We start from the raw sequence: 15,620 nt of genomic DNA on the forward strand, positions 1-15,620 counted from the left end.
GGTATAGCTACTGATACGTTAGCTTTTAAATTTAAGCCCTTAAAGATATCCTTTCTTCATTTTCAACTTCATCTTCAGTTTGATTTTTAACAATAACATTTACGAACTTTTCTCCATAGGGAAGACAAAATTGTATGAATGGACCTATTAACAATGCAGATATTATTGTACCTATTCCCAATATTCCGCCCAGGGCAAATCCCATTATTAAAAAACTAATATCTAATGCCATACGAATCCAACGATATTCTAAATTGGTTTTATCTTTAATAATAAATGGAATAATATCATTTGGGGCAACACCTAGATCACTTGCTTTAAGTATAGAAAATCCAATTGCAATTAAAGCACAACCGATTATAACTAAAAGTATTTTTATACCAATATTTAAAGATGCAATTGGGAAAAATGAAACAGCCTTTACTCCAAGGTCAATAATGGGTCCTACTCCAACAACGCATATAATTGTTCCTATCTTTATACGATGTCTATCAACTACAAGTATTATGCAAAACAATACAGATAAAATAATCATATTAGCATTTCCAGGTGTTTTATTTAATAAAAATGATAATCCTTGAGTGAATAAAGTAAATGGATCGGAACCAATATTAGTTTTTAAAAACAAGGCTACTCCAATCTGTATAATACTCATTCCTACAAAAAATATAATTAGTCTTTTAATTAGATTTATTTTTTTAGTCATATTTTCATCCCTTTCTTTATATTTTATAGTTGCTTAATGTGCAACCTATTTATTCGATGTGAGAATACAAAACATAAAATTAATAGAAATACAAAAGCATCTTTTAACCAACGTTTATTTATGTTTGTTTATGTTTGTTTTTATTTCACTTGATTTCGTTTGTTTTCAGTTTACTATATTTTAGTAAACGGTGTCAACAGTTGAACCATTTAAAATTTATATTAATAAATGCCATTATCACTAATCGGAGCGGTGGTAATGTTTTATCCTAGCATAATTGATAGGTTTTAACTGGACAAATAGATTTAAAAGAAGAGGGAATAAGGCGCAGTTGAATATCTATAGCCTATCTTTAGAAGATATAAGTAAAAATTATAAGATTAAAGAATTCTTGAGTTATGATAGGGAGTGGTTAGATATTTTATTTTAGATTCTAGAAATGCTAGTAAAGGTTATTTGAAATATGATGCAATTATAGGTGGCATAGCTGATGATAGGGTGTACAATACAATTGAATTATATCAGGATAATTTAATTGATAAAGAAGAAGATCTTAAAGGGCTGAAATTTTTCAAACCTAATCATAAAATATGTATAGTTAATCAAGAAAATATTGAGAGATATTTAAAATATGAAGGCAGTAAGGAAGTGTAAAGCAGATGGATGTTCTAAAAACTGCAGAATATATCCTCGTTATTTTCCCACTATACATCGATAGTATGCCAGGAATCACTAAAGATTTTTTTGAACATATGGAGAGAAATAAAGGATTTCTAACTGGAAAACCGATTTCTTTTATAATACATTCAGGGTTCCCGGAAGTTCGTTAAGTATATCTAAATACAAAAAAAATGAAACAGTTGATAAAATAATCATTTCAAAACCAGAGAACCTTTCAAAAACTGCTTTGTTTTTCATGAAACATTTAAATATAAGTAACTTTTTTTGGAATAGCTTATTAAAAAAGAACAATGCATTTGAAAAACGATTTGATTAACCTTATTTATAATTAGAAGGATTAAGTAAAGCATTCAATAAGATTGGTTATTAAAAATTCCAATGTTTTTGTTTATGGAAATGGTTTTATGTAGTGGAAATTTAGAGTGGAATGCCTACGGACTTTAGCTAACAAAAAACTGAAAAAGTTTATAGAGGAGGTAGTGAAGTGAATTTGCTATAAATAATCAGGTAACATTAGCAAAACGTGAAAGTAAGTGGTATGGTATTTCTATTACTGCAATAAGATGATACCTCTATCCTTGATGGTGAGCCTATGTTCGTTAGGCTAGAACTTATTTACTGTTTTTACCAAGTCACAGTTACCTTAGTGGGTCATGAAGTGGCCCACTTGCTAAAAGAACATCATTTACAAAAAAAATTATAAAGAAGGAGTAATGTCAGATGTACAGAATATCAAGTAAAAATGTAGTCTTTGCCATGAATAAATACAATACACCAGTTGCTGAGGTTCCGGCAGGAAGTCAAATAGTATTTGAAACATGTGATTGCTTTGAAAATCAAATACAATCACAAAATACTATTATGAACAACCTTGACTGGAATAGGATAAACCCAGCTACTGGGCCAATATTTATAAATGAGGCAATGCCAGGAGACACCTTAATTGTTAGAATTGAGAGCATTAAGGTTGGTTCCCAGGCAGTTATGCTTACTGGTCCTAATCTAGGAGTTTTAGGTAGTAGCTTAAAAGAAAACTTTATTAAAATCCTACCAATAGTCAATGGTCAGGTTGAGTTCTCTGATAAGATTAAGCTCCCAATATGCCCTATGATTGGAGTAATCGGAACTGCTCCAAAAACAGAAACCATATCCTGTGGCACACCTGGAATGCATGGTGGGAATATGGATTCCAAAATAATTGGAATTGGTTCAACAATTTACTTACCAGTAGAGGTACCAGGAGCGCTTTTAGCAATGGGGGATCTGCACGCTGTTATGGGAGATGGTGAGGTTTCTGTATGTGGTGCTGAAGTTCCAGGAGAGGTAACTGTTACCGTAGAAGTTATTAAAGGTCGTCCATTTAGTCTTCCAGTAGTTTTCACAAAGGATGCTGTTTATACCATAGCTTCCGATGTGTCCTTGGATAGTGCTGCCGTAACTGCAACTAAAAACATGGTAAATATCTTAGTTTCAAAAGGTATGGCTGAAGCTGAAGCTATATCATTACTTAGTTTAAGCGGGAATGTACAAATATCGCAAATTGTTGACCCACTTAAAACGGTACGTTTTGAATTGCCCTTATGGATTTACGATTCACTATAAGAAAATAGAAAATGTGTAGACTTGATGTTAAATACAGAGATTTGTGGGAGAGAAACTTTCCACGCAAAATGCTATATCAGTATGATGTAGATTGGAAAATAGGGTATTTCCATTAATGCAATATTAGATGATATTTTTATGTTTAATGTGCTTATTACAATTGATGGTGATCCTATCTCCATTAGACTAGAAGCTATTTACTGTTTTTACCAAGTCACAGTTACCAGTGAGTAGTGAGTATTAATTTTTACAATAAAATAGTATAATATAATAAAATGCCACTAAGAGTGCTAAGGGTGCAAGGAGATGAAGATTATGGTAGGTTATATGGAGTTTATTTCAAAGGCTTGGAAAGAGTTTGTGGAACAAGGATATATGAATAATGAGGTAAAATTAGAAATAGCAGATTCCTGGAAAAGGTGCAAGGAATATGGTGTAGATTTCATGGATGGGCGTGGTAATGATGACTACCTTGTACCCTTAGAAGCTAAAATCAAAGATAATGCAGAATTTGTTTCCATATCCCGCTCTATAATGGAAGATATATATAATATAATAGCGGGTTCTGGATTTGCACTGTTTCTTTCAGATAGAGATGGATATATACTTGAGGTTATTGGAGATAGTAATATTATGCAAAAGGCAAATGAGCTAAATTTTGTAAAAGGAGCTCTTTGGACAGAAAAAGCGGTGGGAACTAATGCTATAGGAACAGCACTTTATTTAGATAAACCTATGCAGACTATAGGAGCTGAGCATTATGGAAAAAATCAACATTCTTGGACGTGTTCCTCAGCACCTATTCATGATGAAGAGGGAAATATAATAGGGTGTATAAATATGTCGGGAATTTATTATGATGCACACTTGCATACCTTGGGAATTGTTACAGCGGCGGCGGAGTCCATAAAAAAGCAGCTAGCGCTTATTAGTTCTTATAATTTATTAAATATAACATTTGATTCAATTGTGGAAGGTATGATAGTAATTGATGAGAATTTTCATGTAAAAAAGATAAATGACAAGGCTAAAAATATTTTAGGCATAACACAAAGTGAAATATTTAAAATGAATATAATAGAGACACTAAAAGATGTAAATTTTAATTATATGTTGTCAAATTCTCTACAAGCTTATAATAATATAGAATGTGATTTCAACATAAAAAATAAGAGGATAAAATGTATAATAAATGTAGTTGCTATGAAGGGTAATAATAAATTTTCAGGTGTGGTTATAACTTTTAGGGAAGCAGAATATGTACATAAATTGGTTAATAAAGTAGTGGGCTATAAGGCTACCTATAAATTTGAAGATATTATAAGTAATAATGAAAAGATGAAAAGTTTGATAGAATTTTCAAAGAAAGCTGCAAAAAGTGATTGTAATATACTAATTGAAGGCGCAAGTGGTACAGGTAAAGAGTTAATAGCTCAATCAATACATAATTATAGTAAAAGGGCACAGGGTCCTTTTGTAGCTATAAATTGCGCCTCTATACCAAGAGAATTGGTTGAAAGTGAACTATTTGGATATGATAAGGGTGCATTTACGGGAGCTATTAAAGAGGGCCACCCTGGAAAATTTGAGCTTGCAAATGGAGGAACCATTTTTTTAGACGAATTAGGAGAACTTCCTCTAGATATTCAATCAAAACTATTAAGAGTATTAGATAACAATAAAATAGTTAGAGTTGGCGGAACCTATGAGAAAAAATTAAATGTTAGGATTATATGTGCAACCAACAAAAGGCTAAAGGAAGAAGTTAAAAAGAAAACCTTTAGAGAAGACCTTTATTATAGGTTAAATGTAATGAACATAAAAACTATTCCACTGGTAGAAAGAAAAGAGGACATAGAAGTATTAACAAAACATTTTGTAGAGATACTAAATATAAAAAATAATGATAAAATCAAAGTCATGAGTAAATCTTATATTAGAAATCTTAAGAAATATGAATGGCCAGGTAATGTGAAAGAGCTTAGAAATGTTATAGAAAGAGATTATTATTCAAGTGAAGATAGTATAACTGGAGTAGAATACTTAAATACAGGAGAAATAAGTGAATATGTAGAAGAAAATAAAGGAAGTAGCATTATTCCTATAGGTATTTTAGAGATTGAAAGTATAATAAATGCTCTTAAATTTTGTGACGGAAACCTAGTTAAAGCTGCTCAAATGTTAAAAATAAGTAGATCTACTATGTATAGAAAAATTAAAAAATATAATATTAACAATGTTTAAGAAAATATACTATATTTTACTTTTAAATCAGGAGTAACTAGCTATATAATGTATCAAAAAGACAGTGAATATTTGTAAAATGTCAAAATGACACACTAACTAGTGTGTCATTTTGACATTGGAGATGCTTTTTTAATTTTATAGAATTTTTTTTAGAAGAAATATAAAAATAATTGATTTTACATTATAACTAAGGGTTACTAATGTCCTATAAGCGTATTCTACTAGGATAACCCTAAGTCATCAATGATTTAAGAGACCTTAAGCAGTGATAAAAATGTTTTTTAAGTAATGTTTTCAAAAATTAATATTTTGGCATATTAATTGCTATATAAGTATGTGAGAGAATTAACAATCAAAATATAATTTTATTATAAAGGGGTAGATTTTATTATGAAAGCAGCATTATGGTACGATAAAAACGATGTTAGAGTTGAGGAAATAGATGAACCAAAGGTTACTAGTGGAAATGTTAAAATTAAAGTGAAATGGTGTGGAATATGTGGATCAGATTTACATGAATATTTAGCAGGACCGATTTTCATACCAGTTGGACAACCTCATCCTCTAAGTGGTAACGTTGCACCAGTTGTTTTAGGTCATGAATTTTCTGGTGAAGTTGTAGAAACTGGAGAAGGCGTAACTAATGTTAAAATTGGTGATAGAGTTACAGTAGAACCTATTTTAGCCTGTGGTAAATGTCCAGCTTGCAAAGAAGGAAAATATAATCTTTGTTCATCATTAGGATTTCACGGACTTTGTGGAAGTGGCGGTGGACTTGCTGAATATACTGTATTCCCAGAAGAATATGTACATAAAATACCTGATAACATGTCTTATGAACAAGCAGCATTAATAGAGCCAATAGCAGTTGCTCTTCACTCTATTAGAATGGCTGATTTTAATGCAGGAGATACTGCAATTGTACTTGGTTCAGGCCCAATAGGACTTGCAACAATCGAATGTTTAAAAGCTGCAGGAGCAAGACTTATTGTAGTATTACAAAGAAAATCAATAAGACAAGAATATGCTAAGAGAGCAGGGGCAAATGTTGTTCTTGATCCAAATGAAGTTGATATAGCTGCGGAAGTTAAAAAACTTACAGGTGGTGTAGGGGTAGATGTAGCTTTTGAAACTACTGGAGCAAAAATAGGTTTTGATATAGGTATTGATAGTTTAAAATATGCAGGTACCATGGTTATAACAAGTATTTGGGAAGGTGATATAAACTTTAACCCAAATGTTCTAGTATTTACTGAAAAGAAAATAGTAGGAACCTTAGCTTATAGGCATGAATTTCCAGCAACAATTGCATTAATGAGTGATGGAAGGATTAAGGCAGAAGGATATATTACTAAAAAAATAGCTCTCGATGATATAGTAGAAGAAGGTTTTGGAACATTAACCGGAGCAGAAAAGAAGAAACATGTAAAAATACTTGTAACTCCAGATAAGTCGCTTTTATCTGGCGGTCAACTGTAGTAACTATTAAATTAACATTAGTAAATATAAACTTCCAGTTTATGTAACGATATTAGGAGAGCAAACAATAACTGGAAGTTATTATTTGCTCTAAGTTTATTTAAAGCGTATTATAATAGTATTAAGGGAATATAAAATTTACAAAGGAGTTTGATATTATGACTTGGGGAAATAAGAATGAAAAAATGTTAGTTGTGGTTCAGAGTAAGCTTGATAATAATGGATGGGATATCCCTTTTGAATTGACTTACAACGATGAAGAGTTTGAAATAAAAGATCCAATTAGAAGTATGAAGCTTTTTAACAATGCAGTTAGATATAAATGCATTATTGACGAAAAAGAAATTGAGTTATTTAATGAAGGTGAAGAATGGTGGATTCTAGTATAGAATAGAACATAATAAAAAAGACAAATATTAAAGGAGATAACATATGGTTAGATCAATTATGAAAGACATATTCTTTCTTAACCAAAAATCTGAACTTGCTACAAAAGCAGATGCTCAGGTGATACAGGATTTGCTTGATACGCTTAAAGCAAATAAAGAAGGCTGTGTAGGAATGGCAGCTAATATGATTGGTGTTAAAAAAAGAATTATTGTGATCAGTATGGGCGATATGGATGTTCCGATGATTAATCCTAGGATAGTGAAGAAATCGGGTCAATATGAAACAGAAGAAGGATGTCTTTCACTTATAGGTGTTAGAAAAACTAATAGATTCAAAGAGATAGAAGTAGAGTATTTTGATTCGAGATTTAAGAAGCAAAGGGGAAAATACTCAGGATGGATTGCTCAAATTATTCAACATGAAGTAGACCATTGTGATGGGATAGTCATATAGAAAAAGGGTAGATAGCCCTTCAAGGTGGAATTACAGCAAGTAAAAGAAATACACAATTATCCCTGGGTACAAACCCGCAGATAGCAGATTACATACCGAGGGATTTATTCCTGAGTTTGCACTTCCTAATTTCCACTCATAAATTGAACTATAGATTTTCCTATAATATTTTGCTGCTGATCTCTTGTTATAGTTGCTGTATTGTCACCCTTTTGGAATCCATACCAACCATTTTGAGAGTGATTACCTCCACTGATAGGAATCCATTTTGTACTTGTTGGCAATAATTTTTTAGATTCATCAATCTTATCTTTTCCGACGAATCCATCTTTAGTTCCATACATTGATAAAACCTTTACTCCACTTGAGGATAGATTGTTACTCTTCTGGGGATATGATGCTAAGAGTATTAAACCATTAATTTTATCTTGGTTTTTGTATGTAAATTGAGCTGCCATAACCCCGCCAAGGGAATGACCAGCTATATACCACTGCTTAATTTTTGGATGTTTTTCTATTACCTTTTCAGCTTTATTAGGAGAAAGTACAGCGAGATTCAAGGGCATTGGTACAATTACAACTACAAAACCAGACTCCGCTACTTTCGCGGCTAGTGGTGCATAAGCCTCAGGTGAAACTTTGCCACCTGGATATATAATTAAACCTTTGGTAATTGTTTTGTTTTTAGCGGTATATTCAATCCAAGGTGAATCTTTATATTCAACCTTATCAGTTGAACGCAACATACTTTTAGCTTCAGGCATAGCTCTATAATAATTGCTTGTATATATTGCAATTATTGTAACTATTATTATTGAAATAATAAATAGACAATATTTCCATTTTTTCTTTATAAAGATTTTCATATTGTATACCTCCTCCTACATATATTTCCCTTTTATATAATATTCACTACTTCAAGTTGTGTAACAGTTATTCCAAAAGCTAAAAAGCAAGAATGATATTTATAGTATATTTAAGTAAAATAAGAGTATTATTATAGATAATAACAAAATTGGAAGGTGAATTAATAATGTCACAAGAAACATACGTAAAAGTTCTAAAAATTTTCACGGTGCTTAGTTTTATTCTCATGGTTACTGTTAATGCATTAGCAAACATTTTACCCATTAATGGTATAACAACTGGTGGAGTTTCAGATTCATATTCTAATCTATTTGCACCTGCTGGAATTACCTTTGCAATATGGGGACTAATATACCTATTGCTTGCTGGATTTGTAGTTTATCAACTGGGCCTTTTTAAGAGGGCTGATACTAAAGCTATAGTTAAGCTTATTGGCGGTTATTTTATTATATCTTCAATAGCCAATATAGCCTGGATATTCAGTTGGCAGTATAAAATCATTCCACTTTCTATGATTTTAATGATTGTAATACTGGTTTCCTTAATTAAAATTAATATCAAAATAAACTCCACACAACTAACATTGAAGGAAAAATTATTTGTAAAACTTCCTTTTAGTGTTTATTTTGGGTGGATTACTGTAGCAACAATAGCTAATGCCTCCACACTGCTTGTTAGTTTAGGCTGGAATGGTTGGAGCATATTTGAACAAATTTGGACAATAGTTATTTTATTTGTGGGGCTTATTATTGGTATGACTACAACATTAAAAAATAAAGATATCCCATATGGCATAGTTATATTTTGGGCTTATTTAGGTATACTCATCAAACATGTTTCCTCAAGTGGGTTTGCAGGTAAGTATCCTGGAATTATAACTACGTTAATCATTTCATTAGTTGTTATTTTCATATGTATATTACATGTTGCAAAGAAGGTATGAAATATTGCATAACTGTTTTGACAATAGAATAATTTCCACGATTGACTTTAAAATGGGGGTGAAACGGACAATATTTGTTGCTAGCAATACTTACTCTATTTTTATGAGTGAAGCGAATTTGCTGTTCACTAGTCTTTTTTTATAGAAGTTTCTTAGCAAATTCCATATTATCCAATTTATTTTCTTTTATATAATTTAGCGAATCATCTAAATATGTTCTATGATGTTCTATGGTCTTTGAGAAAGACTGGATAAATTCAACCATATCTTCTTTGTTATCTTGCTTAGTACATAGATATTTCCCGACTAAATAAAATCTAATAAATGAATATCTTACTAAAAGCAAAATATATCCATCAAACATTGATTCCGATTCAGTAAATGGGAATATATAGTTATACATAAAATTCACTAAATAATTTTCGAAAATATAGCTATTATTATTTATAAAATTTTCAGTATAATATTCAAAGGCTTTTACATACAATTCAGAATATTTGTTAATGTCTTCTCCTTCATCAAACTTGAATCCGCTTATAATTTGCTTAGTATATTCCTTAAAAGAAGGACTGTCTACTTCTTTAGATACATTTAAGAAACCCATCATCTTTTTGAAAAAATCCATCTGCATAATATAACTCCATTGATTTTTTTCGTAAGAATCATTAACTGAATTAATATTATATTGTTTAATAAATGTAGGTACATCATTATACTTATGTTTAAGTTCTTTTTCTAATGTGTTTATAAAATCACCTAATATGTACATTCTTTCACTTAAATTAAATTCTCTGTTTTGTATTATTTTAATACTTAAATCTCTAATTTCTTTAAAATATTTAACGGGTGAGTTATTATATTCTGTAGATGTAGTTTCAATATCACTTGATAATATATGTTTTCCGAGTGGATCGTAACTTTCTGTAAATTCAATTCCTTCTTCTTTTAATAAAAGAATTCTTGCAGCTTCGGGACATGCTACATCAAGGGATATTTCATAATGCCTATCTACTTTATTTGTTATTCTAGGAAAAGATGTGCAAACATTTGATAGATATTTCTCTCCAATTTTAGAATAAATTATACAGTAATTTTCTTCATCTAAAAAGGCACACCGTTTTCCACTTTTTAATTTTATTTTTCCATAATCTATATCAGGGCTTAGGTAATAATCGTTAATATGTACATTTTTCTGTAACATGAGCTTCATTTCTTTGTCTTGAACTTTATAATACTGCCTGAAGGTGACCTTATCAATATCTATATCCCATCCAATACAACAGCTATCCGTGCATTTTCCACCTATACATTTAAATTCTTTAAGATATCTTGGATATCGTATTTCTACATTTTCTCTCATTGTATACTTCCTTTGCATATAAATTATTTCAATTTTAAGTTTCATATTTATTTTACTATAGAATTTAAAGTTTGTCAGATGTCTATACATTTTCTCCTATAGATTAGTGATTAGGTTTCAGGTTTCCTATTTTTATTTATTAGTTCCTCAAAAAAGTCGAGAATGTATTACAAAACTAAGCTATAATTAAATTAATTCCGGAAGAAAATGTATATTAAGGTGGGATATAGTGGATTATTTTAATGTTATAACATCTATGGTTGCTTTTGTGGAAAATAGGCTTACTGATGATATTGATCATACCGAGCTTGAGAAATATTTAGGATATTCTATTGCTCATATAAGAGAAATCTTTAGGGTCAATACAAAAATATCTCTTTCAAGATATATTCTTTATAGAAAAATATGCAATGCAGCCTTTGAAATTGCTCATGATAAAAAAAGAACCATACTAGAGATAGCAGCTGAATATGGTTTTGAGAGTTATGATACTTTTACGCGGGCTTTTAAGAGATACATGCTGATGACACCTAAAGACTTTCGTAAAAAAAGAATTGCTATAGGGAGAATCAGGCTTGGGGCAGGTGTTTATGGACCAGGTGTTATAAAAAATGTTAACTCACTGTATAATCCACCTGATTTTTGGGGGGAATTTAATATGATGAAAGATATTAAAAAATCAGAAGAAAGTTGTATTCTTTATGGAGTTCCAAGGGTAAAATATTGTTATGAAGAGTGTACACCCTTTCCATCAGCTTTAAAAGCATGTCTTAATTACATGGGACAAGATATAAGCTACTCCTATTTAATGGCGGTATCTGGTGGTGCTTTCCGTTTAAGATGGAATACTAGAGAGTGGGATGGCGGTAATGTTGATATAATGTGTATCTATGAAAAGGCTACGCAAGTCTTTAAAAAATCCTTTAAAGCAGCAGGAAGAGCTTATGATATTCTTGAAAGAACTGAAAAAGTAACTAAAGAGGATTTTATAAGCTTTATAAAAGCTGAAATAGATGAGGGACGTCCAGTTATAGCCCTAGGAATTATAGGACCGCCAGAAGCATGTATTGTTACAGGTTATAGGAATAATGGACATACACTTCTAGGATGGAACTTTTTTCAGGAATATAATGAAGTAGCAAAGGATATTGAGATAGATAAATCAGGCTACTTTATAAGTGAAAATTGGTGGGAGAATCCATGCACAATTGGTCTAATGTCCATAGGTGAAGAACAGGGCGAGCAAACCCCTATAAAGGAGATTGTTGAAAATGCCATTGATATACTTACAAAAGAACAGATAGGTGTTTATGCAGGAGGTCAGGCTGCCTATGACCATTGGGCAAATTCACTTCTTGATGAAACACAGTTTCCAAGGAATGCTGTAATGCCAATGTTATTTGAAAGAATTATGTGTCAGTGTGATGCTACCTGCATGATAGGCGAGGGAAGATACTATGGAGCAGCATTTTTAGAGTGGCTTGGAGATAACAATGAAGCCATTAAAGAAAAGTGTTATAAAGCAGCCAAGTACTTTAAACAGGAATTTACTGTAGCAAGAAAAATGGGAGAGTTGATAGAAGAAAATCAGCCCAGAGAAACACAAGCAAGAAATCTAGGAGAACCTTCTGTGAGAAAAGAATTAGCTAAATGTATAATGGAAGCAAAGAAGCTTGATTATAGTGGATGTGAGGTTTTAAGGGAGATAGTTGAAATGATATAGGAGAGTTCGTTCCTAGTCAAAAATTATTAGCACTATAAAGAAAATAATCCGCTAAAATGCCCTAAATAATGCATTCTAGCGGATTATCCTCTTTCTACTTACTTTTCTTCCTCATGAACTTTTGTTAGTACATCAAGGAGCGTCAAAAGGATAGCATTTTTGATTTATCTCCCACAGAATAAATATAAAGCTTGTGAAGTGGTCTTGTCATAGCTACATATAGAAGTTTTACGTCTAAATCCCTTTCGGTATAATTTTCTTTTGAAGCATTAGACACTATTACTATGTCAAATTCAAGTCCCTTTACTAGGTAAGAAGGAATAATTACAACTCCTCCAGAATAATCTTTTTCTTTACCTGTTATTACTGATATATTTTTGTCTTGTTTTAATAATTTTTTCAGTTCAAGACATTCCTTTAGTGTTTTACAAATTATAGCCATTGATTTATAGTTTTCCTCCTTCATTTCAATGATTCTATTTTCTATATCAGCAGCAATTTCTTTTAAAGAGTTTTTTTCATAAACTGTTACTTCATCACCATGACGTATCACAGGTTTAGCTTTTGGAAGACGAGGGTCATTAAGACTTCCAATAACTGAGCTTGCTGCATTCATTATTTCTACGGTAGTTCTGTAACTTTGTTCTAAGGAAAGATGAGTTGAAGAGTTCTGTGCAAATATATATTTTGATATATCATTCCAGTCATTTATTCCACGGTAACTGTATATTCCTTGACATAAGTCGCCGAGGATTGTAAAAGAGCCGCTGTTTATTATTTTTTTAAGCATGAAAAGCTGAAATAAGCTGAAATCTTGAGCTTCATCTATAACTACATGTTTTAAAGAGATCTTATCCTCAAGTCCGAAGATGGAAAGCTTAAGGTACATTAGGGGGGATAAATCCTCCATTTCTACAGTTTTATCTAAAAGGTTATTAAGAGAGTAATCTTTTAAATATTTCATAGTTTCATTGAAAGAAGTATTTTCAGTGAACTTTTCTAAGGAGCTTAAGAAATCAGTATAGTAGTCTAGTACGGAACTTGTGGTTATTTTAGAGATGTAATCTCTTATCATGGTTTTAAGACCTTTTTTTATATTCAAAAGCAAATTATCACGTTCATCCGCAAGAAATATTATTTTTTCGCGCCTTTTAGGACAATCAGGCATTTGGTCTCGCACAGTATTTAATTTTATATCATATTGATATTCAACATGATCGAGTATTTTATTTTTTTCATATTTAACTTTATTTACTAAGCTTTTCTTTATCTCATTGATGCGCTTCATAAATGGTAAATTACTGTACTCATACAAAAATTGTCTGTTAAGCTCTTTATAAGAAAAGAGTACGAAATCATGAATTTTAAAATCTATTTTAGGGATAAAATTATTTTCTAAAAGGTTTATATATTTTTCAAGCATATCTTTAAACTCTAAAGAGGATTTAAAAGTGGAGGATTTAATTAAATTATTAGAGCGTTTTGAATCCTTTGATGAATAGTTTTCTATTATTGTTGAGAGTTTTTCATAAGGCTCATTTAACTTTAGTTTTTTACCTATTACTTCAAAGGCTAAATCCTCAAAGGTAGTTTGAGTTGCATTTTCAACTCCGAGCTCTGGTAAAACATCGGAAATGTAGCTTAGAAAGAATCTATTTGGAGCTATTATCATGAAATCCTTGGGCCTTATAGTTTTTTCGTGAGTATACATTAGATAGGCTATTCTGTGTAGTGCGATAGTGGTTTTTCCTCCTCCAGCTGCACCTTGAACTATAAGTGGGTTCCACATATCAGCTCTTATTACTCTGTTTTGCTCTGATTGTATTGTGGATACTATGTCTTTTAATCTGTTATCCTTATTCGAGCCCAGGGCTGCTTGAAGGAAATCATCATTTGTTGTTATATCTACATCAAAAATTTCTTTAAGTTCACCTTTTTCTATGGTGTACTGTCTTTTTAATTTTATATCTCCTTTTATTTCGCCATCAAGACAGGTATATGATGCATTTCCAAGCCTACCTTCATAATATAAAGAAGCAAGAGGAGCTCTCCAATCTAATATTATAAGTTCGTGGTCCTCTTCTCTCATAAGGGACATCTTCCCTATATAATATTTTCCTTGTTTATTGCTATTTTCTTCATTAAAGTCTACCCTTGCAAAGTAAGGTTTAGAAAGACCTTTTGTAACATCTTTGAGCTTTTTATTCATACTATCTTGAAGTGATGTGTTTATTATTAATTCATTAAACTGTTCTGCGTTATCTGAGTTATAATGACTTTTACCATAATCTACCTCTTTATCAATTTTTAGTTTATGGCCCGATATTTCCTCGTTATAGTTTCTTAAATAATTCTTGGTATAGTCTAGTTTTTCAAGCTCTTCATTATAATTAGCATGATTGTATGCAGGCATGGGAGCCTCACCTCCTAAAGTTTTGTTTGATTTTTAATCCAAGACAGATTCCGGTAAATATAATTTTATTAGATTAGAGTGAAAATGTAAAATCACTGTAAGAAGGTATAGAACTCTAAAACCTATAGAGGTTATATAATCTCATTATTTTGTAAAAATGCTAAATTTATCTTGACAAGTCAGAGTTTTTTGGATATAGTAATAGTATAAACTTTAATTAAAAATATGATAGCGTGCTACATGTATGCTATAGAATAGAAAAATGTTAATACTAGATTATCTAGTATTTTTTACTTTATAGGAAATTATAAAATTTGTATACACCTTTTTAACGACATTTCAGAAGGAAAGTCGTTAAAATTAAGAGATTGTATGACTGAACTTTCTACAAGTAATTGTTGCAAAGCTTTCATTTTTTATTTGTTATTCTATTTAGTAAAGTATAGTGTTATAAAAGCAGCCTAACATAGGGTGCTTTTTTCATGCTGCTGATATAAGATTAAAAAAACATGCCTTTTTTATGCTAATATAATAATTCCCAAATTAGATAAGGTTAAAGAGGTATACATTAATAATAAATTCTAGGAGAAATTACTGAAAAGTTATGTGCTACTGATTTGTACATATAACAGAACTTAATTGGAATTGGAATTGATATTTTTTCCAAGTCACAGTTACCTTATTTTCTGCAATTGCCTATTCTGGTTTTAGCGGAAAACCTGTAGTAATTGCATGTGCCCGAGCAGCACTTCAGGA

General features: G+C 31.0%; 13 protein-coding genes. 9 read left to right on the forward strand and 4 right to left on the reverse strand.

Annotated elements, in window-relative coordinates; genetic code table 11:
- Positions 1-31 precede the first annotated feature (31 nt).
- Positions 32-706, reverse strand: coding sequence for a YczE/YyaS/YitT family protein (locus tag ACREV6_RS17790; protein WP_431579380.1), 675 nt, complete (start codon positions 704-706; stop codon positions 32-34).
- 408 nt (positions 707-1,114) lie between these two features.
- Between ACREV6_RS17790 and ACREV6_RS17795 the strand changes: the two genes are divergently transcribed.
- The 7 genes from ACREV6_RS17795 (at position 1,115) to ACREV6_RS17825 (ending at position 7,558) form a co-directional block, all read left to right on the forward strand.
- Positions 1,115-1,360: a DUF3990 domain-containing protein gene (locus tag ACREV6_RS17795; RefSeq protein WP_431579381.1), complete on the forward strand. Its 246-nt coding sequence runs from the start codon at positions 1,115-1,117 to the stop codon at positions 1,358-1,360.
- Between the two features lie 5 nt (positions 1,361-1,365).
- Positions 1,366-1,536, forward strand: a complete 171-nt coding sequence (locus ACREV6_RS17800) for a flavodoxin family protein (protein ID WP_431579382.1) — start codon at positions 1,366-1,368, stop codon at positions 1,534-1,536.
- A gap of 571 nt (positions 1,537-2,107) precedes the next feature.
- The gene (locus ACREV6_RS17805; RefSeq protein ID WP_431579383.1) at positions 2,108-2,989 is read left to right on the forward strand and encodes an acetamidase/formamidase family protein; all 882 of its coding nucleotides are present in this window, start codon (positions 2,108-2,110) and stop codon (positions 2,987-2,989) included.
- A gap of 315 nt (positions 2,990-3,304) precedes the next feature.
- Positions 3,305-5,233 (forward strand): sigma-54-dependent Fis family transcriptional regulator, encoded by a 1,929-nt coding sequence (locus tag ACREV6_RS17810; RefSeq protein ID WP_431579433.1) that lies wholly within the window; start codon positions 3,305-3,307, stop codon positions 5,231-5,233.
- A gap of 393 nt (positions 5,234-5,626) precedes the next feature.
- Positions 5,627-6,715 carry a 2,3-butanediol dehydrogenase gene (locus ACREV6_RS17815; protein WP_431579384.1) on the forward strand — a complete coding sequence of 363 codons (1,089 nt, stop codon included), beginning with the start codon at positions 5,627-5,629 and terminating at the stop codon, positions 6,713-6,715.
- 158 nt (positions 6,716-6,873) lie between these two features.
- Positions 6,874-7,104 carry a hypothetical protein gene (locus ACREV6_RS17820; protein WP_431579385.1) on the forward strand — a complete coding sequence of 77 codons (231 nt, stop codon included), beginning with the start codon at positions 6,874-6,876 and terminating at the stop codon, positions 7,102-7,104.
- 43 nt (positions 7,105-7,147) lie between these two features.
- On the forward strand, positions 7,148-7,558 hold the full coding sequence (locus ACREV6_RS17825; RefSeq protein ID WP_431579386.1) for a peptide deformylase: 411 nt from the start codon (positions 7,148-7,150) through the stop codon (positions 7,556-7,558).
- 125 nt (positions 7,559-7,683) lie between these two features.
- Here ACREV6_RS17825 and ACREV6_RS17830 read toward each other — a convergent pair whose 3' ends face one another.
- The gene (locus ACREV6_RS17830; RefSeq protein WP_431579387.1) at positions 7,684-8,424 is read right to left on the reverse strand and encodes an alpha/beta fold hydrolase; all 741 of its coding nucleotides are present in this window, start codon (positions 8,422-8,424) and stop codon (positions 7,684-7,686) included.
- A gap of 167 nt (positions 8,425-8,591) precedes the next feature.
- Here ACREV6_RS17830 and ACREV6_RS17835 point away from each other — a divergent pair, with 167 nt between their 5' ends.
- Positions 8,592-9,368 (forward strand): TspO-related membrane protein, encoded by a 777-nt coding sequence (locus ACREV6_RS17835; RefSeq protein ID WP_431579388.1) that lies wholly within the window; start codon positions 8,592-8,594, stop codon positions 9,366-9,368.
- Positions 9,369-9,507: 139 nt separating this feature from the next.
- Here the strand turns inward: ACREV6_RS17835 and fliB are convergent, their stop codons facing one another.
- Positions 9,508-10,728, reverse strand: a complete 1,221-nt coding sequence (gene fliB / locus ACREV6_RS17840) for a flagellin lysine-N-methylase (RefSeq protein ID WP_431579389.1) — start codon at positions 10,726-10,728, stop codon at positions 9,508-9,510.
- A 229-nt stretch (positions 10,729-10,957) separates the two neighbouring features.
- On the opposite strand from fliB, the gene ACREV6_RS17845 reads away from it, so the two are divergent.
- Positions 10,958-12,451, forward strand: coding sequence for a helix-turn-helix transcriptional regulator (locus tag ACREV6_RS17845; RefSeq protein ID WP_431579390.1), 1,494 nt, complete (start codon positions 10,958-10,960; stop codon positions 12,449-12,451).
- Between the two features lie 142 nt (positions 12,452-12,593).
- Here the strand turns inward: ACREV6_RS17845 and helD are convergent, their stop codons facing one another.
- Positions 12,594-14,864, reverse strand: a complete 2,271-nt coding sequence (helD, locus tag ACREV6_RS17850; RefSeq protein WP_431579391.1) for an RNA polymerase recycling motor HelD — start codon at positions 14,862-14,864, stop codon at positions 12,594-12,596.
- Positions 14,865-15,620 lie beyond the last annotated feature (756 nt).

This window comes from Clostridium sp. (genome assembly GCF_050717515.1).
Taxonomy (GTDB): Bacteria; Bacillota; Clostridia; order Clostridiales; family Clostridiaceae; genus Clostridium_AD.